We start from the raw sequence: 23,371 nt of genomic DNA on the forward strand, positions 1-23,371 counted from the left end.
CTGACCGCGATTCGCGGGTCAGGCCGGGTGGCACTTCAAATCAGTTGCGGCCTGCGGGGAGGACGCCGGGCCACTGCATCAGGAAGGGCTGCGGCTCGTGCTGCGCCTCGGCCGCGCGCGCTACGCGCCTGACACGGTGAGGCCTGCGGGAGATCGAGCTGGTCGCTTCGCGCGCGGTCTCGATGCGCGCCAACTGCTGACGCATCTCGCCGGTGGAGGTCCGGAGCTGCTCGATGGACATGTCGCTGTTCGCGGCGGCGGTGCGCAGCCCGCTCAGCTCGGTCGCCGCATCTTCCTGGGCGCCGCGGAGGCGGACTGCCTGGCGCTTCAGCAGCGCGAGATCGGACTCGATCTTGTCGGCCGTATCGCGGCGGCGCGCCTCGGTCTCGTCGGCGGCGGTGCGCAGAGTGGCCAGGCCGGTCTCGGTCGTGGTGAGGCTGGCGCGCAATTGCATGAGCTCGCCGGAGGTGTCGCTCTGGCGGTCGCGCAACTGGGCGGTCTCGGCCTTGAGCTGCGCCAGCTCCGATGTCAGCGTGGCGACGCGGGTCTCGAGCGAAGGCGCTCCGTTACCGAAGGAGAAGCTGTTGGCGCCGCCGCTGCTCCACCACATCGCGCCGGCGCTGGCAACGAGCGCCAGGCTCAGGACAATTCGTAGAGAGGCCGTGCCGCTGCTCGGCGGGGCGTCCGGCGTCTTGGTGGATCTGCGCATCGACGGGGTCTCCGGGATTTGATGGAGACAATTATGATCATATTAAGGTTGCCAATGTTCTAAGCGCGCCGCGCCGGTGGAACATTTCATCCACGTAGTTTTGCGGAATGCGGTCCCGGCGCCGAGCTGCAAGGCCGTGCGGTGCGCGCTGCTGCACGTCGGTCTCGCGGCGCGCGTCGTGAACGTCGTCGGCGGTGCAGAACGGTGCGGAGGCGGGAGCAGCGGTGGTCCGGGGCGGATCGTTCGCACACAAAGCAGATGTGCCGGAAAAAGACTTCGTGCCTCCGTGCGATCATGCTCTAAATCGCGCATGTCCCACATTCCGCCCACCGCCGCACCGCCGGCATTCGACGCGCTCGCCGAGGCCATCAGGAATCGCCGCTCGGTCTATGGCCATATCAGCGGGCTCAGGATGGACCGCTTCGCGCCCGGCGAGGCCTGGTCGACCCTGCCTTATCGTCCCGTGTTCGTCGGCGACAGCGAGACCGGCGTCATCCACGGCGGCGTGGTCACGGCGATGCTCGACGAGAGCTGCGGAATGGCGGTGCAGCTCGCGCTCGACGGCAGCCGGGCGATCGCCACGCTCGATCTGCGCATCGACTATCAGAAGCCGGCGACCCCCGGGCTCGACATCAAGGCGCATGCCGTATGCTTCCGCGTCACGCGCTCGATCGCCTTCGTGCGCGCCACCGCCTATCAGGAGGAAGAAAGCGAACCGGTCGCGACCGCGACGGCCTGTTTCATGATCGGCGCCAACCGCACCAACATGCTGACCGATCGCCCGGCGTTCAACGGCGCGCCGCCACCGCTCGAGGCGCCTAAGGATCCGACGGGGCCGTTCGCCACCAGTCCGTTCGCGCGCTGTCTCGGCATTCGTCTCGCCGAGAACGAGACGCTGATGATGCCGTTCTCGCAGCAGATCATCGGCAATCCCGTGTTGCCGGCGATCCACGGCGGCATGACCGGCGCATTCCTCGAAACCGCGGCGATCATCACCGTGATGCGCGAGCTCGGCGCGTCGGCGCCGCCGAAGCCGATCGGCCTCACCATCAACTATCTCCGTTCGGGGCGCGCGCTCGACAGCATCGCATCGGCGTCGATCGTCAAGCAGGGCCGCCGCGTCGTCGCCTTCGAGGCCCGCGCCTGGCAGGACGATGATACGAAGCCGATTGCCACCGCATTCGGGCATTTCATGCTGCGGCAGGCGCCGGGGCAGGAGCAGGACTGAGGCTTGGGTTTGCACGACCGCCGCCGCGCGCTTGGCGCTCACGGCGTGCGCAGGATCTTGTCCATCGCCTTTCCGCGCGCCAGCTCATCGACCAGCTTGTCCAGGTAGCGGATTTCGCGCATCGTCGGCTCCTCGACGTCCTCCACGCGGACGCCGCAGACCACGCCCTTGATCAGGGAGCGCGCCGGATTCATGGCCGGCGCCCGCGTAAAGAAGGTCTCGAAGTCCGTCTGTCGGTCCACCTCGGCGTCGAGCTGTTTCTGATCGTAGCCCGTCAGCCAGCAGATGATCTGATCGACCTCGGCCTTGGTTCGTCCTTTCTTTTCCCCCTTCGCGACGTAGAGCCGGTACACGCTCGCGAAGCTCGTCGTGTAGATGCGGTGTTTCGCCATGACCACCCCCTGTCCGAGTCTGGCGCCCATGCAGCACGGAACTGCGCGAATTCGGTGTGCCAGCGCCGCCGAAGCTAACCGGCGCGGGGCTGCCCGTCGTCAGGATTTTGTCTGCCGGTCGAGCGAGTCCAATGCCCAGCGCAATTGCCGGTCGGTGGCGCGCAGCCGGATCTCGTCGGACGCCAGCGCCGCCAGCGCGAGCAGCGTCTTTTCCTGCTCGGCGTCGAGCCTGCGCGGTTCGTAGTCGATGACGCAAAGCGCGCCGACGGCGAAGCCGTCCGGGTCGGTGACGGGGGCGCCGGCGTAGAAGCGAAAATGCGGAGCGCCGGCGACGGCGGGATTGGTGTCGAACGGGGGCTCGCGGGCCAGGTCGTCCACGGCGAACACGCCCTTCTGCAGAATGGTATGGTTGCAGAACGACCAGCTTCGCGGCGTCTCCGTCATCTCCAGCCCGACACGCGACTTGAACCATTGGCGGCTGTTGGTCAGCAGTGTCAGCAGCGCCACCGGCGCCTTGAGGCTGCGGCTCGCAAGCCAGGTCAGGCGGTCGAAGGCGTCTTCCGGCGCGGTGTCGACCAGGCCTGAGCGCTTCAGCGCCGCCAGACGCCGGCCTTCATTGGGGGCGAGCGGAAAGGACGCGCCGTCCACCACGATGTCACGGGGCCCCTCCTTGTCCTTCAATACGCCGTGCAACGCAGCCGCCAACTGGTCGGGCGGCGTCACGGTCACGCGCCGCAAGGCGGCGAGATCGCCGCGCGCGATCACACCGGCGCCTGCCGATGCAAACACGGCGATCGCGCCGAACGCGGGAGTCATGTCGATGTGCTTCAGGAACCCCAGCCGGTCGGCATAGGCGTCGTCGAGGTCGACGATCACCGCGGCCGGCAGCCGCGAGCCGATGACGAAGGCCGCGGTGTGGACATCCTCATGGATCGCGACGGTGCATTCCGGCACCGCCGCCAGCATCGCTTCGTAGGCCGCCCGGCGGTCCGGCGAGCACACGACGATGACGAGCGCGGATTCCAGGACAAGGGCGGGCTTGGTGCGGGCGATGAGCGCTTCGACCTCGGTGCGGTAGACCCGGCGGTGCCCTCCTGGCGTCTTCCATGAGGTCAGCGTGCCGCCCTCGATCAGCAACTGCGCCGTGCGCACGGAAATCCCCAGCAGCTTCGCCGCCTCGGATGTCGTCAGAACGTCCTTCTCCATGGACTGCACCGTATCGGCTCGCCGCATCGTTTGCAGCCCCCGCTGAACGGCCCGCGCCCGCGCGTGGATCGCCGCAGGGTCCGCTTCGGTTCAAACGCAGGCGCGTTCCTCCGATCACAAAACAATCATATTTGGTGATATTGATATATTCGATAGATTTGATAGTTTCAATCCCGCAGCGCGGCATTGAGATACCGAGATTCGGTGTCGTCCGGCCGCAGATGCACGTTGTGGCTGTGTTGAGTCCATTTCAAACGGAAAGGGAGTAGATGATGGCGACCGGTACCCGCGAAGACGATCCGCAGCGGATCACCATGGCGAGGCCTGGAGAGAGTTCGGGGCGATACGATTTCATCGTCTGCGGCGCCGGCTCGTCCGGCTCCGTTGTGGCCGCACGGATGGCGGAAGATCCGGCGGTTCGCGTGCTCCTGCTCGAGGCGGGCGGCAGCGACGACGTTCCCGAGGTCATGACCCCCGGACAATGGCCGCTCAATCTCGGCTCGGCGCGCGATTGGGCCTTCCAGGCCGAGCCGAATCCGCATCTGAACGGGCGGGCCATTCCGCTCAACATGGGCAAGGTGCTGGGCGGCGGCTCGAGCATCAACGTGATGGTGTGGGCGCGCGGCCATCGCAACGATTGGGAGCGCTTCGCTGCGGAGGCGCAGGATCCGGCGTGGGGTTATGAGTCGGTGCTGGAGATCTATCGTCGCATCGAAAGCTGGCAGGGCATTCCCGACCCGCGGCGGCGCGGCACCGGCGGGCCGGTGCATGTGGGACCTGCGGCCAATCCGCAGCCGGTCGCGCTGACGATGATCGAGGCCGCGCAATCCCTCGGTCTGCCGGCGTTCGACAGTCCGAACGGCGCCATGATGGAGGGCCGTGGCGGGGCCGCCATCAACGACCTGATCATCAAGGATGGACGGCGCTCGTCGATCTACCGCTCCTACGTGCACCCGCGTCTCGCGCAGCCGAACCTCACGGTCCTGACGGATACGATGGTCACGCGGCTGATCCTCGACGGCAGTTCCGTCGTCGGCGTGGAAGCGATGCAGGATTCGAAACGGTGTGTGTTCATGGCCGGCCGTGAAGTCGTGCTCTCGCTCGGCGCCATCAACACGCCGAAGGTTCTGATGCAATCCGGCATCGGTCCGGAGGACGAACTCCGGCGCCACGGCATTGCGGTGATCCAGCATCTGCCGGGCGTCGGCCGCAATCACCAGGACCACATCGCGTTCGCCTGCGTGTTCGAATATCGCGAGCCGCAGGACGTCGGTCACGGCGGCTCGGAGGCCACGCTGTACTGGAAGAGCGATGCGGCCCTCGCTTGTCCCGACATGTTCCACTGCCAGGTCGAGTTTCCGGTGGTCAGTGCCGAGACCATGGGGCCGGACGTTCCGGAGCATGGCTGGACGATGTTCGCAGGCCTCGCGCATCCCAAGAGCCGCGGCACGCTGCATCTGTCCGGCCCGGGTCCGAACGACCCGATCCGCATCGCAGCCAACACGCTGTCGCATCCGGATGACCTCGCGGCGGCTTATGCCAACATCGAGCTGTGCCGCGCCCTGGGCGGCGACCCGGCCTTCAACAAGCTCGTCAAGCGCGAAGCGCTTCCCGGCAAGCGTGACGCGGCCGCGATGGAAAGCTTCGTGCGCAACGCCGCGGTTACCTACTGGCATCAGTCGTGCACGGCCAAGATGGGGCACGATGCGATGTCGGTGGTGGACGGCAAGCTGAAGGTCTACGGCATCGACAGGCTGCGCATTGCCGATGCGTCGATCATGCCGGAGATCACCAGCGGCAACACGATGGCGCCGTGCGTCGTCATCGGCGAGCGCGCCGCCGACATCATCAAGGCGGCGCATGGCCTGAATTAGTTCGGCAGGCCGGCCCGTCGTGTTCTGGCGGGCCGGTCGCCAGTCTGATCGCAATTTCAATCGCGTCGGACTGCAGGTGGCATGCTCACCTGAGATCGCAGTCCGCCATTGTGAAGAGAATTTTTGATGACAAACGAGTTGACCCTGCTGGTCATCCATGCCCGGCTCTGGCTCGACCTGCGCGTTGCGCTCTATCTTCGGCGACGCGCTGCGAAACTCCAGGCGCGCGACGGCGTGGACGCGCGCGAAGATGCTCGCCTGATCGAGGGCGAGACGGTGCCGCTGTCCTCAGGCGGGCCAAGGCGGCTCGTGCTGGTTCTCATCTGACCCGATCGCCCAGGCCTCGCTGACGATGCACCGCTCCGCGTGGTCTGGACACGCTATCCCGGCAGGAACATCGGGAACGATACGCCGAGCGACCACGCCAGGATCAGGCCGAGACCGATGCCCTCGGCCATCGGCGAGCCGGTCCGGCGGCCGACGCAGCCGCCGATCAGTCCGAACACGACGAAGAACAGCACGATCACCGGGACGATGATGAGCAGGAAGAACAGCCGCCTGAAATCGAGCGCGACCGCGCCGCCGAGCGAGGCCAGCAACGCGGTCCGGATCCACACCGTGCGCCACAGCGCGGCGTGCCCGCCCTGGTTGGCGATGCTGTCGGCCAGCATGCAGGGCACTGCGCCCACGGCGATCGCCGCGATGATCGGCAGGCGGGCGGCGATCGGCATGAACGAGGCGACGTAGCGGTCGAGCGCGCCACCGAAACCGAAGATGCCATAGGCGGCCAGCACCAGCGCCGCGAGCCGGGCTACGCGGCCGAAGCGAACACCCTGCATGCGCAGCAGCGACAGCGACAGCGCGCCGTATACGAAGAGATGAACGGCGAGGTAGTCGGCGACGAGCACGGGCAGGAAATGCGTGTCGACGAATCGCAGCACGACCGGAGTGACTGCCGCGGGCACGAGCGTGGCGATCGCAAGCTGACGCGGCGGAATCGAAGGCGGCGGCGCATCGCCCTTCGGCAGCAGCGCGGCCAACGGCCAGGCCAACAGTACGATGCCGGCCAGCAGCAGCGCGATCGGGCCGCCGGTCGCCGCCACCGGCCCGCTGCTGGTGCGCCCGAACACGCGATCCAGCCAGTCGCGCGCCTCGCGCAGCGCGGTCGTCGAATACAGCACGCTCACGTGTTCGACTCCGGGCGCGACGACGGTGCGGCGTCCGCCGTTGTCCGCGGGATCGCCCACGGTGTCGCCCTCGCGCGCGGCGGGATCGGCGAGCCGGAGGTTACGCAGCGCGTCCCTGCGCAGGGCCGTCTCCCATTCGCCGGTGATGATCAGCAGATTGCGCGGCGCGCTCGGCGTGACGGCCTCGGAAAACATCGAGATCGCCACCGTTGCCCTGATCCGTGGGTCGGCCAGGGCCTGGCGTACGATGATGTCGGAAGCCATCGAGTGCCCGAGCAGGGCCACCCGGCCGTCATTGCCCGGCAGGGACAGCGCGGCGTCGGTGACGCGGCCGATCTCGCTCATCAGCTTCCTCGTCGTGCCGTCGATGCGGGTGACGTCGCCCGACATCGGCGTCGGATTGCGGCCATGCCCCTCGAAATCGAACGAGACCGCGACATAGCCGGCGCGCGCCAAGGTCAGCGCATAGGCCTCCATGAATTGGCGCGAGCCCGCAAAGCCGTGGGCAATGACGACGACGGGCGACGCAGCCGCTCCGTCGCGCCGATAGACGGTGACGGGAGTGGAGCCCGCCTGCAGCGGGGTGATCGAGATGCCCATGCGCTCGGCTTCGAGGCGCCAGAGTCCGGCGACGCAGAGCGCGAGGCCGGCAAGCGCTGCAGCCAGCAGGGCTGCCCCGCGCAAACCGATGGCGTCCCGTCTGCGCGCCGCAGCGTCCATGATTGGCTCCGTTTGCAGCCGAAACTAGCGCAGGAATGTGCGCCATAACAACGACGCCGCAGGCGAGCGGCGTGGCCGCGATCGAACGAAACGCACGCCGCTTCGTTGACAACGCCGCCGCACCGATATTCGGTGACCCCCGTTTGGTGGCGACAAGGAGGATGCATGAAACCGGAAGTCATCTGCCTGATGGCGTCGAGCGTCGACGGCCGCACGTTGCCGAGCCGCTGGCGTCCGAAGGGATCGGGCGATCTGTTCGAGCAGGTGCATGACCAGCTCGGCGGCGACGCCTGGCTGATCGGCCGCGTCACCGGCCAGGAATTCGCCAAGGGCTCGGCCTATCCCGCCGAGACCACCGAGCGCTTCCCGCGCACCCATTGGATCGCGCGACGCGGTGCCAAGGCCTACGGCATCGTGCTCGATCCCCATGGCAAGATCTGCTGGGGCCGCTCCGACATCGGCGGCGATCCGATCGTCGTCGTGCTGACCGAGGCCGTGTCCGATGCGCATCTCGCGGGCCTGCGCGGCGAGGGCGTGTCCTATGTTTTCGCTGGGCAGGCGAAGCTCGATCTTTCGCGCGTGCTCGACATCGTCGCGCAGGAGCTCGGCGTGAAACGGCTGCTGCTCGAAGGCGGCGGCGGCGCCAACGGCGCGTTCCTGCGCGCCGGTCTGGTCGACGAGTTCAACCTCGTTCTGTGTCCGGCGGTGGATGGCGCCAAGGGGGCGCCCAGCGTGTTCGATTCGACGGAAGCCGAGTCCGGCATGCGCGCGCCGATCACGGCGATGACGCTCGAAAGCAGCACGGCGCTGGAGGGCGGCGCGCTGCGGCTGCGCTACAAGATCACCAACGGCTCGGCCATGCCGGCCCAGGCAAGTCATGGCTGAGCGGCCAATGCACATCATCATCGTCGGTGCCGGTGCCGCAGGCCTGATGGCGGCGCGCGAGCTGGCCCGCGCCGGCCAGCGGGTGACGCTGCTGGAAGCGCGTGCCCGCTGCGGCGGACGCATCCATCCGCTGCCCGCGAGCAGGTTCGGATATCGCGCGGATGCCGGCGCGGAATTCATCCATGGCGAGGCGCCGGTCACCCATTCGCTGATGGCGGAGGCGGGGCTGGCCTCGACGCCGGTCGATGGCGCGCGCTGGTACGTGACGGACGGCGCGTTCTTGCGCGACGATCCCGCCGATCGGCAGATGCGCCAGTTGCACCGCGTGGCGCGGCAACTCGACGAGGACATGACCGTGACGGCGCTGCTCGACCGGCATTTCGCCGGTGCGGAGTTCGCCGCCCTGCGCAAATCCGTGCTCGGGATGGTGCAGGGCTATGACGCCGCCGATCCTGGCCGTGCCAGCGTGTTCGCGCTGCGCGACGAATGGATGGGCGGCGAGCGCGGCGCTCAGGCGCGCATCGTCGGCGGCTACGCGGCGCTGCTCGATCATCTCCTGGCGGAGTGCCGGGCGCATGGCGTGGCGATGCAGCTCGAGGCGGTGGTGCGCGCGGTGGAGAGCGCCGATGATGGTGTCGTCGTGCGCTGCGCCGACGGCCGCGCGCAGCGCGGCGATCGCGTCATCCTGACCGTGCCGCTGCCGCTGCTGCGAACCATCGCGCTGCCGCCTTCCATGCGTCCGCAATTGGCCGCCGCCGAAACCATCGGCTTCGGCAACGTCATCAAGCTGCTGCTGCGCTTCGAGCGGCGGTGGTGGCGCGAGGCCCGGACCGAGGATCTTTCGGACATGCTGTTCGTGCTGTCCGATGCCGACGTGCCGGTGTGGTGGACGCAGCATCCGAACGATGACGCGGTGCTGACCGGCTGGCTCGCCGGGCCGCCGGCCGCTGCCTTCGCTGCGTGCGACGAGGACGCGCTGATCGAAAGAGGGCTTTCGGCGCTCGCGGACATCTTCTCACGGCCCGTGGGCTCCCTGAAGCGGCAGCTCGTCGCGTCGCATGTCACGGATTGGGCGAAGGATCCGTTCGCGCGCGGCGCCTATTCCTACGCGACGCTGACCTCGCGCGAGGCGCAGGATACGCTTTCGCGCCGGGATGGCGGACGGGTGCTGATCTCCGGCGAGGCGTTGTATCGCGGCCGCGACATGGGAACGGTCGAGGCGGCGCTGGCGAGTGGGCAACGGACGGCGCGGCGCATCCTCGCGATGTGAGCGTGCCGCGTGCATCGTTGCGCGGTCCTGCCCGCGGAGCTAGCATTCGGCCGTCATCATCGATGAGGATCGCCATGCTCGACCACGTCGGCTTCCCCGTTTCCGACTTTGCCCGCGCCAAGGCGTTCTATGCGGCGGCGCTGGCGCCGCTCGGCTACGTTCTGATGATGGAGATCACCGACGCGCAGACCGGCGGCCACGGTGATCACGCCGGCTTCGGCGACGGCCGTCCGGATTTCTGGATCGGCACCGGCGGAACGGCCGCGACCTCGACGCATGTCGCGTTCCACGCCAAGGATCGCGCCACGGTCGATGCATTCTATCAGGCGGCGATCGCGGCAGGCGGACGCGACAACGGCGCGCCTGGACTGCGGCCGCATTATCACGAGAACTATTACGGCGCGTTCGTGCGCGACGCCGACCGCAACAACATCGAGGCGGTGTGCCATACGCCGGGGTGAGGGCCGCTCACCTCTCGGGATGAGTCACGCCATGATGGGCATGTGCTCGGCCGCAGCGGCGAGGCTCGGCGCGACCACGATCTCGAGCTGCTGGCGCAGCCAGCGGTGCATCGGATCCTCGTGGTGGCGCAGGTGCCAGACCATGTACATCGGCATCGCCGGGCAGGGGACCGGCACCGGCGCGACCGCGAGGCCGCGCAGCATGTAGGCGCGCAGCAGGCTCGGCAGGGTCGCGATCATGCGGCTGCCGCGCAGGAACGGCCCGATGCCGCCGAAGCCGGGAACCTGCGCCGCGAAGCGCCGGACGATGCCGCGTTCGGCGAGGACCTCGTCGATGTCGAGCCGGCGTCGCGGCTCGTACAGCACGGTGACATGGTCGCTGGCGAGATAGTCTTCCAGGCTTTCCGGCGGCTCGCGCTGGCCCGCATCGTAGAACACGCGATAGCTGTCCTCGAACAGCCGCTTCTGCAGGATGTCGCTGCCCTCGGGCGGGCGCGGCGTGATGATCAGCTGGCAGTGTTCTTCGCGCAGCATTTCCGGCATCGGTGCGCCTGAAGGGATCACCCGCAGGCTGAGGCCCGGCGCCTGCGCGCGGGCGTAGCGGAGCAGGGACGGCAGCAGCAGGTCGCGCTGCAGATCATTGGCCGCGATCGTCACCTGCGCGGAGATTTTCGCCGGCTCGAACGCGGCGGTGTGCGAGAAGCTCCGGAGATCGTCGAGCAGCGCGCGGGCGCGCAACGCCAGGAGCTGCGCATGCGCGGTCGGCACGATGCCGCGGCCGGACTTCACGAACAGCGGATCGCCGGTGATCGCGCGCAGCTTGTCGAGCAGATGGCTGACGGCCGACTGCGTGACGCCGAGCCGCTGCGCGGCGCGCGTCACCGAGCCTTCCTCGATGACGGCGAGCAGCAGCTGCAGCAGGTGGCCGTCGAGGTCCAAATGATCGAATTGGCTCATGGATCAGATCGGCCGCGCGGCCTTTATCGGGGATGTCTGTCGGCGATACTGGCGGCACGAACCGGCGCCGCGTTTGATCCAGATCAAGCGTGGTCGTCGTAACACGAACAGGGGAGGCGACGATGTCCGCCACGTCAGCCCGGCAGCCCGTGCCCGGCACCACCATCTTCGACGGCGAGCAGGCGCGCAAAGGCTACGCGCTCAACAAGATGTGCTACTCGTTCAACGATGCCGCCAACCGCAAGGCCTTCGTCGCCGACGAGGACGGCTATTGCGCCAAATATGGCCTCAATGCGCAGCAGCGCGCGGCGATCAAGAACCGCAACGTGCTCGAGCTGATCGAGGCCGGCGGCAACGCCTACTACCTCGCCAAGTTCGCCGGCATTTTCGGGCTCGACATGCAGGACATCGGCGCGCAGCAGACCGGGCTGACGAAAGAGCAGTTCAAGGCCAAGCTTCTGGCGGCGAGGGGGTAATCGTCATGGCAAAGATCGTCGGTTGCATCACCACCTCCCACGTTCCGGCCATCGGCGGCGCAATCGCCAAGGGCCTGCAGCAGGATCCGTATTGGAAGCCGTTCTTCGACGGCTTCCCGCATGTGCGCGAATGGCTCGCCAGGGTGAAGCCGGATGTCGTCGTGCTCGTCTACAACGACCATGGCCTCAACTTCTTCCTCGACAAGATGCCGACCTTCGCGGTCGGCGCGGCCGACAGCTACAGCAATGCCGACGAGGGCTGGGGCATTCCGCAGACCGCGCCGTTCAAGGGCGACAGCGAATTGTCGTGGCACCTGATCGAGCATCTGGTGAAGGAGGATTTCGACCTCACGACCTGCCAGGAGATGGTGGTCGATCACGCCTTCACCCTGCCGATGGCGCTGTGCTGGCCGGATCAGAAATGGCCGGTGCGGGTGGTGCCGGTCGTCGTCAACACGGTGCAGGCGCCGCTGCCATCGGCTGCACGCTGCTACAAGCTCGGTCAGGCGCTGGCGCGGGCGATCGAATCCTGGCCTGGGGATGAGCGCGTCGTCGTGATGGGCACCGGCGGCCTGTCGCACCAGCTCGACGGCGAGCGGGCCGGCTTCATCAACAAGGATTTCGATGAGAAGTTCATGGCCAGCATGATCGACGATCCCTCGTGGGCGACGAAGTATTCGACCACCGAGCTGGTCGAGCTGTCGGGCACCCAGGGCGTCGAGTTGCTGAACTGGATGGTGGCGCGCGGCACCTTGCCGGAGAAGGTCCGCAAGGAGCATTCCAACTATCACATCCCGATCTCCAACACGGCGACGGGATTGATGGTGCTGGAGCCGGTGTAGCGGCTCTTGCGGGATCCTGGTGCGGAAGGTGATGACCGAGAGCCGTTCCGCCAATGACCATCACGCGGTATGGGTCCCGGCGCAAGGCCGGGACGACAGCAGTGTGTTTGGCTCGACTAGGCCGCATCAACGGTGTCGTCCCGGCGAACGCCGGGACCCATACCGCGGATGCTATCGAGGAACGTCGCTATCAGTCGCCTGTCTCATCGCGACCCGATGTTAGCAGTCTTGGCTAAAGGCCGGGACGACAGCAGATGTTTTGGATGAGGGGAGTATGGTTTCTCAACCGACGCTTCCCGCGTGGTTGCCCCTCTCCCCGTGAAGAACGGGGAGAGGGAGCGCACCGTCTGCACGGCGCAAGCACGGATATCAATTCCGGCTGCTACGCCTCCGCTCCTGGCTGATGTTGATGTCAGCTCGCCGCGCCGTCGTCGTCGCCCTGGATCTCGGCGATGGCCCGGGTGAGGATGTCACTGACACGCTTGGCCTCGTCCTCGCTCCAACCCTGCCGGTGCATCTTGAGCGCCATCTTCAGCGTCTGCACCGTCTGCAGCACCTGCTCGGGCGGGCGCATGCCGCCCATGGTGCGGGCCATGATGCGCAGCCGGCTGAGCAGACCTTCGATCGCCGCCTCGTCGTCCTTCAGCGCCTGGCGTCCGGCGTCGGTGATCGCGAACAGCTTCTTGCCACCCTCGCTTGAGGCGGCTTCGATCTGGCCCATGTCCTCGAGGAGGCTGAGGATCGGATAGACCGAGCCCGGGCTCGGCGAATAGGCGCCGCCGACCAGCTGCTCGACCGCCTTGATCAGCTCGTAGCCATGGCGCGGCTTCTCGCCGATCAGCCACAGCAGCAGGCTGCGCAGGTCGCCGGGGCCGAAGAAGCGCCCGCCGCCACGTCCGAATTCCTCGCGCCCGCCACGGCGACCGTCCCGTTCGAACAGGCCGGGACCGCGATGGCGGCCGAATCCGGGGCCGCGCCCGCTGAGCCGGATGTCCTCGCAGGTCTCGCCGAAGCCATGCCGCTCATGCCGTCCGCGTTGCGCCCAACCGCGCTCTTCGTCGTCGCGGCGAGAAGGTCCGAATTTCCAATGATGATGTCTCATACGATATGATCTCCCGTTCGTACAAACGATATATCGGTTACGTATATCGTTTGTCAATGCCGGGCTGCTCGATTGTCGGGTCTTCGCCTAAGCTTCTGATATTTCGTTGTTTTGTAAGCCGTTTAAGGAGCGGCTGTCGCCCCGGCAGCCTGGGTCGGCGTCTCGTGCGCCGTACCCCGATGGGCGATCAGCGCATAGGCGACGGGGACCACGAACAGCGTGAACAGGGTGCCGATGGCGAGCCCGGTGGCAATCACCAGCCCCATGTTGAAGCGCGACACCGCGCCGGCGCCGCTCGCGGCGATCAGCGGGATCACGCCGAGCACCATCGCCGCCGTGGTCATCAGGATCGGGCGCAGGCGGACGGTGGCCGCCGCGATGATGGCCTCGGTGCGGTCCTTGCCGTGTTCGCGCAGCTCGTTGGCGACCTCCACCATCAGGATGCCGTGCTTGCTGACGAGGCCCATCAAGGTGACGAGGCCGACCTGGGTGTAGATGTTGATGCTGGCGCCGCCGATGCCGAGGCTGATGAAGATCAGCGCGCCCGCCAGCGACATCGGTACCGACACCAGGATGATGACCGGATCGACGAAGCTGTTGAACAGCGCGGCGAGCGCCAGGAAGATGATGATCAGCGCGAACACGAAGGTGGTGACGAAGCCGCCGGATTCCTGCTCCAGCTGCCGCGAGGCGCCGCCATAGTCGATCGAGTAACCCGATGGCAGCGATGTCGCGATCTCTTTCAGGGTGGCGAGCGCGTCGCCCATGGCGATGCCCGGCATCGCCACGCCGGAGATGGTCGCCGCGTTGATCTGCTGGAAGTGATTGAGCGACTCAGGAATGGTCTTGCGCTCGAGCCGGGCCACGGTCGACAGCGGCACCATGGCATTGCCGCTGGTGCGGATCGAATAGTCGAGCAGCTGCGTGTCGGTGAGGCGATCGTTCTGCCGGACCTGCGGGATCACCTTGTAGGAGCGGCCCTCCAGGCTGAAATAGTCGAGATAGTTGCCGCCCAGCATGGTCGCGAGCGCGCCGCCGAGATCGCTCATCTTGAGGCCGAGATCGGCGGCCTTGTCGCGGTCGAACACCACGGTGGTCTGCGGCTTGTCGATCTTCAGGTCGCTGTCGAGGAAGATGAATCTGCCGCTCGCCAGCGCCTTGGTCATGAAATCGCGCGACACGTCGTTGAGCTCGTTGAAGGACCCCGTGGTGCCGATCACGAACTGGACCGGCAGGCCGTTGCTGCCCGGCAATGGCGAGGGCTGGAAAGCGACGGAACGGGCGCCGGCGATGCTGTTCAAGAGCTGCTGGAATTCCGGCTGCAGGGTCTTGGTCGTCGCCTTGCGCTGATCCCACGGCTTCAGCACCCAGCCGCCGATCGCCTGCGTCGGGGTGTCGATCTGGAATACGGTGCGTGTCTCCGGCCGCTGCGCGATCAGGCCGTAAAGCTGCTGGCCGTAGAACTGGCGCTGCTCGAGCGTGGCCGAGGGCGCGGAATTCGTCAACGACAACACGATGCCCTGATCCTCGTCCGGCGCGAGCTCGCTGGTGGAGCTGACATAGAGCCAGGGGATCATCGCGAGCAGCAGCAGCGCGAACACCACCACCACCGGCTTGGTCGCGAACACACTTTCCAGCCCGCGGCGGTAGCCGTGGGCGAGACGTTCGAGCACGCGGTCGATGGTGCGGACCAGCCGAGCCTCCAGCGTCGTGGCGTCGCGCTCGGTCCGGCGCAGCAGCCAGGCGCAATTCATCGGCGACAAGGTCAGAGCGATCACCGCGGAGACGGTGACGGCGCCGGCGAGGGTGAAGGCGAATTCGGTGAACAGCGCGCCGGTGAGGCCGCCCTGGAAGCCGACGGGAACATAGACCGCGATCAGCACCACGGTCATCGCGATGATCGGGCTCGCCAGCGCCCGCGCCGATTGGATCGCCGCCTCGACCGGCGGCACGCCCTCGTCGATCAGGCGGTGCACGCTCTCGACCACGATGATCGCGTCGTCGACGACGAGGCCGATCGCGAGCACCAGGGCCAGCAGGGTCAGCAGGTTGATGGAGAAGCCCATCAGCAGCATCAGGCCGAAGGTGCCGATCAACGACAGCGGAATGGCGATCACCGGGATCAGCACCGAGCGCCACGAGCCTAAGAACATGAAGACCACGACGATCACGATCCCGATGGCCTCCACCAGCGTGTGGATCACCTCGTCGATCGACGAGTTCACGAAGTCGGTGGAGTCGTAGAGGATCTCGCTGGTGATGCCGTTCGGCAATTGCCGCTGCAGCTCCGGATAGACCGCCTTCACGCCGTTGATGACGTCGAGCAGGTTCGCGGTCGGCGCCACCTGGACGCCGATATAGACCGCGGTCTTGCCGTTGAAACGCGTCGCGCTGTCGTAGTCGTCATTGCCGAGCGTGACATTGGCGACGTCGCGCAGGCGGATGATGGCGCCATTGACCTGCTTGACGACGAGGTTGCGGTATTGCTCCAGCGAATGCAGGTTGGTCGCGGCGGCGAGGTCGACCTGCACGAGGCGGCCCTTGGTGGTGCCGAGCCCGGAGATGTAGTCGTTGCCCGAAAGCGCCGTGGACACGTCGGTCGCCGTCAGGCCATAGGCCGCGAGCTTGTCGGGATCGAGCCAGGCGCGCAGCGCGAACTTCTTGGCGCCGAGCAATTCGGCGGTCTGCACGCCGGAGACCGCCTGCAGCTTCGGCTGAACCACGCGCGTCAGATAGTCGGTGATCTGGTTCGGCGCCAGCACGTCGCTGGCGAAGCCGATATACATCGCGTCGATGGTCTGTCCGACCTTCAGGGTCAGGGTCGGCTGCTGCGTGCCGGTCGGCAACTGGTTCAGCACCGAGTTCACCTTGGCGTTGATCTCGGTCATCGCCTTGCCGGAATCGTAGTTGAGCCGCAGGTTCACCGTGATGGTGCTGCTGCCGGTGACGCTGGTCGACGTCATGTAGTCGATGCCGTTGGCCTGGGCGATCGCATTCTCCAGCGGCGTGGTGATGAAGCCGGCGATGATATCGCTATCGGCGCCGGCATAGGCCGTGCTGACCGTGACGATGGCGTTCTGCGTGCGCGGATATTGCAGGATGGCGAGCGTCGTCATCGAACGCAGGCCGAGCACGAGGATCAGCGCGCTGACCACGAGCGCCAGCACCGGCCGACGGATGAAGATGTCTGTGAAGCGCATGGGCGGGCTCTGAAGGTCGGAGGCTTTTCGCGAATTACTGATCGACGACGTCAGGCGCGGCCTCGGCGACCGGGACGTGCGAGTTGTCGATTCTCACCGGGCTGCCGTTGCGCAGCTTGATCTGGCCCGCGATCACCACCGTCTCGCCCGGCTTGATGCCGTCGGTGATCGCGATCCGGTCGCCCTTGGCCGGCTTGCTCTTGACGAAGGTCTGCCGCGCTCTGCCCTGGCCGTCCTTGAGATCGTCGACGACATAGACGAGGTCGCCATAGGGATTGCTGACGACAGCCGTCAGCGGCAGGGTGACGAGCTGCTCGGGCTGTCCGGTCGCGATCTCGACCTTGGCGAACATGCCCGGCAGCAGCCGCGCCGCCGCGTTGTGCAGCGTGGCGCGGACCTGGACGTTGCGGCTGGTGGAATCGACCTTGGCGTTGATGGCCGAGATCTGGCCGGCGAAACGCTCGGCAGGGAAGGCATCGACCACGATGGTGATGTCCTGGCCGATGCGGATGTCGGCGAGCGATTGTTGCGGCAGATAGAAGTCGACGAAGATGGGATCGAGGCTCTGCAAGGTCACGATGGTGGTGCCCGCGCTGAGAAATTGTCCGAGATCGACGGCGCGGATGCCGAGGCGGCCGGCGAACGGCGCCTTCAGGGTCTTCTGCTCGACGACCGCCTTCTGCTGCGCGACCAGGGCCTGCGCGTTCTTCAGGTTGGCGCGGTCGCTGTCGAGCGTCGCCTGGCTGACGGCGTTGAACTTGATCTGCTCCTCGTCGCGCTTGACGACGATGGCGTTGTTCTCGGCGGTCGCCTGCAGCGATTGCAGCTTGGCGACGTCGTCGGTGGCGACCAGTTGCAGCAGGGACTGGCCGGATTCGACGGCATCACCCGAATTGAACTGGATGCTCTGTACGATGCCCGAGACCTGCAGTGACAGATCGGCGCCGTTAACGGCGCGCAGCGAGCCGACTGCGGTGAGATTGGAGCGCCACGGCGCGGTCGCCGCGACCGTGGTCGAGATCGTCTGCGGCGGGTTCGCCATGGCGCCGATCGCCTTGGCGATCATGATGCCCTTGAAGGTCTGGAAGCCGTACAGGCCGCCGAACAGAGCGGCCATGGCGGCCAGCATGATGACCATGCGCTTCTTCATTACATTGCTTCCTGGGTCGTACGATTGGGACCGGCGAAATAGCCGGGATTGGCGCGCGGCAGCGCCGCCGGTGTCTCGTCCTGCCGATTCCACCAGCCGCCGCCGAGCGCCTGGAACAGCGCCGCGGTGTCGGTGAAGCGCGTGGCCTGCGACTTGATGCGGGAGACCCGGGCGTTGAGATAGGATTGCTGCGCGGTGATGACGTTGGCGTAGGGAACGGCGCCGGTCTTGAACTGCTCGACCGACATTGCAAGGCTGTCGGCCGTGGCCTTCTCGGCGGCGGCCTGCGCCTTCAGCGCCTCGGCGTCGTACTGGATGGCGCGCAGCGAATCCGCGACGTTCTGGAACGCCGTGATGACCGTGCTCTTGTAGAGCGACAAATCCTGCTCGAACGTGGCGACGTCGGCCTCCTTGGTGTGGTACAGCGTGCCGCCGTCGATCAGCTTCTGGCTGACGCTCGAGGCGGCATCCCATACCAGCGTCGTCGGCGAGAACAGCCGCTCCGGCCCGCTCGCGCCGTAGCTGCCGGACAGCGTCACCTGCGGCAGCAGGTTGGCGATCCCGACGCCGACGGTCGCAGTCGCCTGGTGCAAGGTCGCCTCGGCCTGCCGGATGTCGGGACGCTGCCGGACGAGCGACGAGGGCAGGGAGACCGGCAGCTTGCGCGGCAGCTTCAGCTCCGCGAGCGTCACGTGCTCGCCGCGGTCCTGGCTCGGCAGCCGGCCGAGATAGGCCATCAGTTGATTGCGCTGTTGCGCCAGTTGCTTCTGCAGTGGTGCCAACGTCGCCTTGGCCTGCGCCAGCGTTGCCTCCTGCGCCAGCACGTCGGATTTGGAGATCGCGCCGACGTCGAACTGGCGCTGGATGCGGCCGAGCTGATCGGTCTCGGCCCTGATGATCTCCTCGGTCGCCGCGATCTGGTCGCGCAGCGAGGCGTCGGTGATCGCGGCGGTCACCACATTGGCGGTCAGCGCGAGATACGTCGCCTCCATCTTGAACCCCTGGTAGTCGGCCTGGGCCTGCAGCGCCTCGACCTGACGCCGCGTACCGCCCCATAGGTCGAGCGCGTAGCTGACGCTGACGGAGCTACCGTAGAGCGTGTAGAGCGACGTCTGGCCAGGCCATTGTCCCTGCTGCGTGCTGGAGGCCTGCGTACGCTCGGCCGACCCGCTCGCGCTCAGCTGCGGAAACAGCGCGCCCTGCTGCGACAGAGCGTTCTCGCGCGCGGCACGCAACGCCAATTGTGCGGCCTCGATGTCCGGGTGGTTGCGAATCGCCTCCTCGACGAAGGCGTTGATCTGCCGGGAATGAAACAGCGCCCACCAAGTGCCGGGCAGATCGCCTCCGGGCGCGAAGCTCTGCACATTGCCGCCCGGTGTCGAGGCGTTGGCGGTCGCGGCGAGCCGACGTTCGGCCACATAACCGGTTGCGGCCGGCGCGTCGGGAGACATGAAGTCCGGACCGACGGCGCAGGACGCGAGCAGCATGCTCCAGCCGAGCAGGCCGAGCCGCAAGGGCAATGCGCTGCGTCTTGGGACTGGTCCCGAACAGCCGTGAAACAATTGGACATCATCAGACATGAAACTAAACCGTTTCGTTTTCTGTTGCTGACGATGCGTGGCGGTACCGATCAGGTCAAGTCACGTTGATGACAGGACGGGCTTGCTCACAGCTTGAGGTCTCGCGCACCGTTCGCGCGGCGTCGGTGCCCGCCTGCGCCGGACTCGCGCATGACAGTTCTGCGACGAACCCCGAGAACGCCGCTGCTCGTCCCGTATTGGCGGGGGCCGACGTCGCTCGTCATAATGATCGGGAGAGCTCTGCTGCCGAACCCATGTTGTCGCGAAGCAGCGCGCAGATCGCGCGCAAGGTCGTAACTGAGCCGGCCCGCAGGGCGAGCCGGCTCCATGCGATGATCGCGGTCGTCAGGACGGCATCGAGGATGCGACCACCGGCTTCGACGGCACGCTGCGCGCGCGGCTCGGACGCCGGAGCCGGCGCTGCGTCCAGATCAACACGCCGGTGACCAGCAGCGCGAACAACGCGACCGAGATCAGAATGTTGGCCGCGCTTCCGATCAGAGACCAGTTGCCTTCGTGCAGCAGGCGCGGCCAGTTGCGCGGCAATGCGGAGAGCCCGTCGGACGTGACCGCATAGGCCCTGAGCTCATCGTCCTCGATGATCCTCGCCATCATCCGCCCGCCGCGATTGCCGATCGAGTTCACCGACGACAGGTCGTGGTCCCTGGAGACGATGCTGACGGCCTCAGGCAGCGAGATGCGCTTGGCCGCTGCGGGCGGCGCGCTGCCTGCGAAGGTGAGGCCGAGCTCGAGGCAGAGTCCGGTGAGCGGGCTGAGCAAAATCAGCGGCAGCGTGAACCAGGCCGTGCCCTTGTGCCAGCCGGACAGCGTGTTGCGCAGCCGCGGCAGTCCCATCAGGATGCCGATGATCATGATGCCGACCATGGCGACGGTCGAGATCAGGGTGAGGCCGGGGATTCCGATCAGATGCTCGTGGGTCCTGCGCGCCCACGAGAAGACGCTGGCCATCGCCGGCCTCTCGACCGCGGCGCCGGTCGTCATGTCGACCTCGGTGCCTGGCGCCCCCTGCAAGGTCAGGTGCTGCATGGAGGCGTCGATTGACAGGCCGCGTGCCTTGCCGTCGGGATCGTACTGCTTGATCAGCGCGACCACGCGCGCCGGATCGACGCTGTGCGGCTTGACGGCGGCGACCTGTGCCATCGGCTCGAAGGAGAGGATCATCCCGGTCACGATGATGACAAGCAATGGCAGCGCGAAGACGAGGCTGATCCAACGGTGAAGTTTGAGCAGAAGCTGCTTGTTCATGATCGTCTCCGATTGATCGTCTCGCGCACGGTGTCATGCGGGACCGGTGGTCCTCAGGCGCTTGCTCCGTGAACGTTTCTGATCGTTCTTGCTGGACGACGCGGGGATATCGACACGTCGTCCGCTGCGCTTCATTAGCTGAGCACAGCAGCGAGACGAAAGAAGACAACTATTAATTTTAGGTCATGCGCCGTTTGATCGGCGTCAATGCGGCGAGACTCGCTTCACGTCTGCTTCAATGATTTCAATTTGCATCAGATGCCGTCATGCCGCCATCGAGCACCTCGCGCAGGCGCGTCGCGTCCAAGCCATTCTCCCACCTCGCGATGACGATGGTGGCGACCGCGTTACCTATCAGGTTCGTCGGCGTCAGCCCCTGCGACATCAGCCGGTGAATGCCGAGCACCAAGGCGACACTGGCGACCGGAATCGTTCCGGTCGCGGCCAGCGTTGCGGCCAGCACGACGAAAGCGGCGCCGGCGATGCCGGCTGCGCCCTTCGATGTCACCAGCAGGATCAGCAGCAGCCCGATCTGGTGACTGACGTCGAGATGCGTGTTGGTCGCCTGCGCCAGGAACACCGCGGCGGTGGCGAGGTAGAGGCAGGTGCCGTCGAGATTGAACGAATAGCCGGTGGGGATGACGAGACCGACGATGCTGCGTTCGCAGCCGGCGGCTTCGAGCTTCGCCAGCATGCGCGGCAGCACGGTCTCCGATGACGTGGTGGCGATGCAGACCAGCACCTCGTCCCTGAGGTAGCGGATCAGCTTCCACAGGCTGAAGCCGGTGAAGGCGGCGATCGGTCCGAGCACGGCGGCGATGAAGATCAGGCAGGTCAGGTAGAAGCTGCCGAGCAGCAGGCCGAGCTTGGCGAGCGAGCCGATGCCGAACTTGCCGACGGTGAAGGCGATTGCCCCGAAGGCGCCGAGCGGCGCTGCCCACATCACGATCCGGACGACGCCGAAGATCATCTGCCCGGCGACCTCGATCACGTCCGTCACCGGCTTGGCGCGATCGCCGAGCCAGATCAGCGCAAAGCCTGACATCACCGAGATGAACAGCACCTGCAGGATATTGCCCTCGGCAAAGGCGCCAACGAAGGTCTGCGGGATGATGTTGAGCAGGAACGGCACGAAGCCGACCGCAGCGGTCTGCTTGACATAGGGCTCGATCGTCGCGGAGTTGATCGTCGCCGGGTCGACGTTCATGCCGACGCCGGGCTGAAACAGGTTCACCGCGGTCAGGCCGATGATCAGCGCCAGCGTCGTGATGGCCTCGAAATAGATCAGCGCCTTGATCGCGACGCGGCCGACCTTGGCCATGTCGGCCATGTGGGCGATGCCGTTGACCACCGTGCAGAAGATGATCGGCGCGATCAGCATCCGGATCGCCTTGATGAAGGCGTCGCCGAGCGGCTGCATCTGGGCGCCGAGATCCGGCTTGATGGCACCGAGCAGGATGCCCGCTGCCATCGCGATCATGACCTGGACCCAAAGCTCCTTCCACCAGCCTCGGCGGGCGCCTGCCTTGCTGTCGGCGGTGAGGGTCGTGGCGGTCATGATCGGTCCTGTCGCTGAAAGGTTCGAAGTCGCAGCTGGCGGTGACTCAGCTCTTGGGCTCGAACTTGAACAGCCGTTCGGGATTGCTGACAAGCAGCTTTCGCTGCATGGCCGGATCCGGGGCGTAGAGTGGGATCAGATCGACCAGATCGCCGTCATTGGGCATGATCTTGACGTTCGGATGCGGCCAGTCGGTGCCCCAGATGACGCGATCCGGCGCGTTGTCGATCAGCTTGCGGGCGAACGGGACCGCGTCGTGGAATGGGGGGCCGGAGGCCGAAGCGCGCTCGGGACCGGTGATCTTGATCCAGCACTTGTCGTCGCTCGCCTGCAGGTCGAGCAGCGCCTTGAACCCGGCATCGTCGATCCCCTTGGCGGCGCTGATCGTGCCCATGTGGTCGATCACATAGGTGACCGGCAGCGCCTTCAGGATCGGCACGAATTCCTGGATCGTTCCGGCCTCGAGATAGATGTCGACGTGCCAGCCGATCGCCGCGACGCGGTCCACGAGGCTGCGGAAGACGTTCATGTCGCCGACGCCGCCGAGGCGGCGGAGGAAGGCGAACCGGCAGGCGCAGATGCCGGCCTTGCCGAGCGCCGCGAGGTCGGCATCGGACATCGCCGCATTGATGTTGGCGACGCCCTTGTAGTTGCCGTTGCTCTGCGCGATCGCATCGGTCACGACCCGATTGTCGGTGCCGTGGACGGTGGCGTTGACGATGACGGCGCGCTCGACGCCGATCTTGGCGTGCAGCGCCCGGAACATCTCCAGCGATGCGTCGGGCGGCGTGTAGGGGCGGGTGGGCGAGAACGGATAGGTCGCGGCCGGTCCGAAGATATGGGTGTGGGTATCGACGCTGCCCGGTGGCGCCCTGAAGCTTGGGGTCTTCGGTGCCGGATCCGGCCCGGCGATGTTGGGGATCTTGGCCTCTTCGGCGGAGAGTTGCGCGGGGACCGCGCCGAGCACGCTCGCCGCTCCCAGTCCGGCCATGGTGGCCAGCAGGTCTCGTCTCAACATCAGAGCGTCCTCCTCGGGATGGCCGCGGTCACGGCAGGCGTCGCTTGCCAGGCGCCGGCATCGTTCGTGTTTGCTATCGTCACGCCACAATGGCGAGGTCAGGCGACCTCTCAACGTGGCGTCGTGATCATGAGTGCTCCGGATCCGGAGCCGGCGGATCGCTGTGATCCCGGTCGTTCCCGATCGAGGATCTTGCAGCCTCTGCGGCACGACAAGAAGCATTGGGTGAACGGACAGTTCGCTTGCTTGGACAATGCTCTGCAGCCCAACTGCCAACGTTGCCGAGACCC

Annotated in this window: 20 protein-coding genes; 8 read left to right on the forward strand and 12 right to left on the reverse strand. The window is 66.5% G+C overall.

Annotated elements, in window-relative coordinates; translation table 11 throughout:
• Positions 1–40: 40 nt before the first annotated feature.
• Positions 41–709, reverse strand: coding sequence for a hypothetical protein (locus QX010_RS29740; RefSeq protein WP_315802449.1), 669 nt, complete (start codon positions 707–709; stop codon positions 41–43).
• Positions 710–1,019: 310 nt separating this feature from the next.
• Here QX010_RS29740 and QX010_RS29745 point away from each other — a divergent pair, with 310 nt between their 5' ends.
• Positions 1,020–1,937, forward strand: coding sequence for a PaaI family thioesterase (locus QX010_RS29745; protein WP_316183249.1), 918 nt, complete (start codon positions 1,020–1,022; stop codon positions 1,935–1,937).
• 38 nt (positions 1,938–1,975) lie between these two features.
• Here QX010_RS29745 and QX010_RS29750 read toward each other — a convergent pair whose 3' ends face one another.
• Both QX010_RS29750 and QX010_RS29755 read right to left on the reverse strand, forming a co-directional pair.
• A complete protein-coding gene (locus tag QX010_RS29750; protein ID WP_315802451.1) occupies positions 1,976–2,329 on the reverse strand; it encodes a DUF2200 domain-containing protein in 354 nt (117 codons plus the stop codon).
• A 99-nt stretch (positions 2,330–2,428) separates the two neighbouring features.
• Positions 2,429–3,535, reverse strand: coding sequence for an excisionase family DNA-binding protein (locus QX010_RS29755; RefSeq protein ID WP_316183250.1), 1,107 nt, complete (start codon positions 3,533–3,535; stop codon positions 2,429–2,431).
• A gap of 314 nt (positions 3,536–3,849) precedes the next feature.
• On the opposite strand from QX010_RS29755, the gene QX010_RS29760 reads away from it, so the two are divergent.
• Complete coding sequence (locus QX010_RS29760) at positions 3,850–5,409, forward strand: GMC family oxidoreductase (protein ID WP_316183267.1); 1,560 nt, start codon at positions 3,850–3,852, stop codon at positions 5,407–5,409.
• A 138-nt stretch (positions 5,410–5,547) separates the two neighbouring features.
• Positions 5,548–5,736, forward strand: a complete 189-nt coding sequence (locus QX010_RS29765; RefSeq protein ID WP_316183251.1) for a hypothetical protein — start codon at positions 5,548–5,550, stop codon at positions 5,734–5,736.
• 53 nt (positions 5,737–5,789) lie between these two features.
• Here QX010_RS29765 and QX010_RS29770 read toward each other — a convergent pair whose 3' ends face one another.
• Positions 5,790–7,316, reverse strand: coding sequence for an alpha/beta hydrolase (locus tag QX010_RS29770; RefSeq protein ID WP_316183252.1), 1,527 nt, complete (start codon positions 7,314–7,316; stop codon positions 5,790–5,792).
• Positions 7,317–7,481: 165 nt separating this feature from the next.
• Here QX010_RS29770 and QX010_RS29775 point away from each other — a divergent pair, with 165 nt between their 5' ends.
• The 3 genes from QX010_RS29775 to QX010_RS29785 all read left to right on the forward strand — a co-directional run bounded on the left by QX010_RS29775 (position 7,482) and on the right by QX010_RS29785 (position 9,932).
• Positions 7,482–8,201 carry a RibD family protein gene (locus tag QX010_RS29775; protein ID WP_316183253.1) on the forward strand — a complete coding sequence of 240 codons (720 nt, stop codon included), beginning with the start codon at positions 7,482–7,484 and terminating at the stop codon, positions 8,199–8,201.
• Entirely contained in the window at positions 8,194–9,471 is a 1,278-nt protein-coding gene (locus QX010_RS29780) for an NAD(P)/FAD-dependent oxidoreductase (protein WP_316183254.1), read from the forward strand. The genes QX010_RS29775 and QX010_RS29780 overlap by 8 nt, the downstream gene beginning before the upstream one ends.
• A 74-nt stretch (positions 9,472–9,545) precedes the next feature.
• Positions 9,546–9,932 (forward strand): VOC family protein, encoded by a 387-nt coding sequence (locus QX010_RS29785; RefSeq protein WP_316183255.1) that lies wholly within the window; start codon positions 9,546–9,548, stop codon positions 9,930–9,932.
• Between the two features lie 24 nt (positions 9,933–9,956).
• Here the strand turns inward: QX010_RS29785 and QX010_RS29790 are convergent, their stop codons facing one another.
• A complete protein-coding gene (locus tag QX010_RS29790; protein WP_316183256.1) occupies positions 9,957–10,889 on the reverse strand; it encodes a LysR family transcriptional regulator in 933 nt (310 codons plus the stop codon).
• A 122-nt stretch (positions 10,890–11,011) separates the two neighbouring features.
• Between QX010_RS29790 and QX010_RS29795 the strand changes: the two genes are divergently transcribed.
• Together QX010_RS29795 and QX010_RS29800 are read left to right on the forward strand one after the other, a co-directional pair.
• Complete coding sequence (locus QX010_RS29795) at positions 11,012–11,365, forward strand: protocatechuate 4,5-dioxygenase subunit alpha (RefSeq protein WP_315782786.1); 354 nt, start codon at positions 11,012–11,014, stop codon at positions 11,363–11,365.
• Between the two features lie 5 nt (positions 11,366–11,370).
• On the forward strand, positions 11,371–12,207 hold the full coding sequence (locus QX010_RS29800) for a class III extradiol dioxygenase family protein (RefSeq protein ID WP_316183257.1): 837 nt from the start codon (positions 11,371–11,373) through the stop codon (positions 12,205–12,207).
• 412 nt (positions 12,208–12,619) lie between these two features.
• On the opposite strand, the gene QX010_RS29805 is transcribed toward QX010_RS29800, so the two are convergent.
• The 7 genes from QX010_RS29805 to QX010_RS29835 all read right to left on the reverse strand — a co-directional run bounded on the left by QX010_RS29805 (position 12,620) and on the right by QX010_RS29835 (position 23,081).
• Positions 12,620–13,309 carry a PadR family transcriptional regulator gene (locus QX010_RS29805; RefSeq protein WP_316183258.1) on the reverse strand — a complete coding sequence of 230 codons (690 nt, stop codon included), beginning with the start codon at positions 13,307–13,309 and terminating at the stop codon, positions 12,620–12,622.
• A gap of 122 nt (positions 13,310–13,431) precedes the next feature.
• The gene (locus QX010_RS29810) at positions 13,432–16,509 is read right to left on the reverse strand and encodes an efflux RND transporter permease subunit (protein WP_316183259.1); all 3,078 of its coding nucleotides are present in this window, start codon (positions 16,507–16,509) and stop codon (positions 13,432–13,434) included.
• Positions 16,510–16,543: 34 nt separating this feature from the next.
• Positions 16,544–17,659 (reverse strand): efflux RND transporter periplasmic adaptor subunit, encoded by a 1,116-nt coding sequence (locus QX010_RS29815; protein ID WP_316183260.1) that lies wholly within the window; start codon positions 17,657–17,659, stop codon positions 16,544–16,546.
• A complete protein-coding gene (locus tag QX010_RS29820; RefSeq protein ID WP_316183261.1) occupies positions 17,659–19,239 on the reverse strand; it encodes an efflux transporter outer membrane subunit in 1,581 nt (526 codons plus the stop codon). Before QX010_RS29820 ends, QX010_RS29815 begins: the two co-directional genes overlap by 1 nt.
• 345 nt (positions 19,240–19,584) lie before the next feature.
• Positions 19,585–20,505 (reverse strand): PepSY-associated TM helix domain-containing protein, encoded by a 921-nt coding sequence (locus QX010_RS29825; protein WP_316183262.1) that lies wholly within the window; start codon positions 20,503–20,505, stop codon positions 19,585–19,587.
• 244 nt (positions 20,506–20,749) lie between these two features.
• Positions 20,750–22,063: a C4-dicarboxylate transporter DctA gene (gene dctA, locus QX010_RS29830; RefSeq protein ID WP_316183263.1), complete on the reverse strand. Its 1,314-nt coding sequence runs from the start codon at positions 22,061–22,063 to the stop codon at positions 20,750–20,752.
• 46 nt (positions 22,064–22,109) lie between these two features.
• A complete protein-coding gene (locus tag QX010_RS29835; protein WP_315802464.1) occupies positions 22,110–23,081 on the reverse strand; it encodes an amidohydrolase family protein in 972 nt (323 codons plus the stop codon).
• Between the last annotated feature and the right edge of the window lie 290 nt (positions 23,082–23,371).

This window comes from Bradyrhizobium sp. SZCCHNRI1009, from assembly GCF_032487575.1.
Taxonomy (GTDB): domain Bacteria; phylum Pseudomonadota; class Alphaproteobacteria; order Rhizobiales; family Xanthobacteraceae; genus Bradyrhizobium.

Excerpts from the sequence above, each read along its gene's own strand:
- QX010_RS29740 (WP_315802449.1), bottom strand. The coding sequence starts at position 709 with ATGCGCAGATCCACCAAGACGCCGGACGCCCCGCCGAGCAGCGGCACG.
- QX010_RS29745 (WP_316183249.1), top strand. The coding sequence starts at position 1,020 with ATGTCCCACATTCCGCCCACCGCCGCACCGCCGGCATTCGACGCGCTC.
- QX010_RS29750 (WP_315802451.1), bottom strand. The coding sequence starts at position 2,329 with ATGGCGAAACACCGCATCTACACGACGAGCTTCGCGAGCGTGTACCGG.
- QX010_RS29755 (WP_316183250.1), bottom strand. The coding sequence starts at position 3,535 with ATGGAGAAGGACGTTCTGACGACATCCGAGGCGGCGAAGCTGCTGGGG.
- QX010_RS29760 (WP_316183267.1), top strand. The coding sequence starts at position 3,850 with ATGGCGAGGCCTGGAGAGAGTTCGGGGCGATACGATTTCATCGTCTGC.
- QX010_RS29770 (WP_316183252.1), bottom strand. The coding sequence starts at position 7,316 with ATGGACGCTGCGGCGCGCAGACGGGACGCCATCGGTTTGCGCGGGGCA.
- QX010_RS29775 (WP_316183253.1), top strand. The coding sequence starts at position 7,482 with ATGAAACCGGAAGTCATCTGCCTGATGGCGTCGAGCGTCGACGGCCGC.
- QX010_RS29780 (WP_316183254.1), top strand. The coding sequence starts at position 8,194 with ATGGCTGAGCGGCCAATGCACATCATCATCGTCGGTGCCGGTGCCGCA.
- QX010_RS29785 (WP_316183255.1), top strand. The coding sequence starts at position 9,546 with ATGCTCGACCACGTCGGCTTCCCCGTTTCCGACTTTGCCCGCGCCAAG.
- QX010_RS29790 (WP_316183256.1), bottom strand. The coding sequence starts at position 10,889 with ATGAGCCAATTCGATCATTTGGACCTCGACGGCCACCTGCTGCAGCTG.
- QX010_RS29795 (WP_315782786.1), top strand. The coding sequence starts at position 11,012 with ATGTCCGCCACGTCAGCCCGGCAGCCCGTGCCCGGCACCACCATCTTC.
- QX010_RS29800 (WP_316183257.1), top strand. The coding sequence starts at position 11,371 with ATGGCAAAGATCGTCGGTTGCATCACCACCTCCCACGTTCCGGCCATC.
- QX010_RS29805 (WP_316183258.1), bottom strand. The coding sequence starts at position 13,309 with ATGAGACATCATCATTGGAAATTCGGACCTTCTCGCCGCGACGACGAA.
- QX010_RS29810 (WP_316183259.1), bottom strand. The coding sequence starts at position 16,509 with ATGCGCTTCACAGACATCTTCATCCGTCGGCCGGTGCTGGCGCTCGTG.
- QX010_RS29815 (WP_316183260.1), bottom strand. The coding sequence starts at position 17,659 with ATGAAGAAGCGCATGGTCATCATGCTGGCCGCCATGGCCGCTCTGTTC.
- QX010_RS29820 (WP_316183261.1), bottom strand. The coding sequence starts at position 19,239 with ATGTCTGATGATGTCCAATTGTTTCACGGCTGTTCGGGACCAGTCCCA.
- QX010_RS29825 (WP_316183262.1), bottom strand. The coding sequence starts at position 20,505 with ATGAACAAGCAGCTTCTGCTCAAACTTCACCGTTGGATCAGCCTCGTC.
- dctA (WP_316183263.1), bottom strand. The coding sequence starts at position 22,063 with ATGACCGCCACGACCCTCACCGCCGACAGCAAGGCAGGCGCCCGCCGA.
- QX010_RS29835 (WP_315802464.1), bottom strand. The coding sequence starts at position 23,081 with ATGTTGAGACGAGACCTGCTGGCCACCATGGCCGGACTGGGAGCGGCG.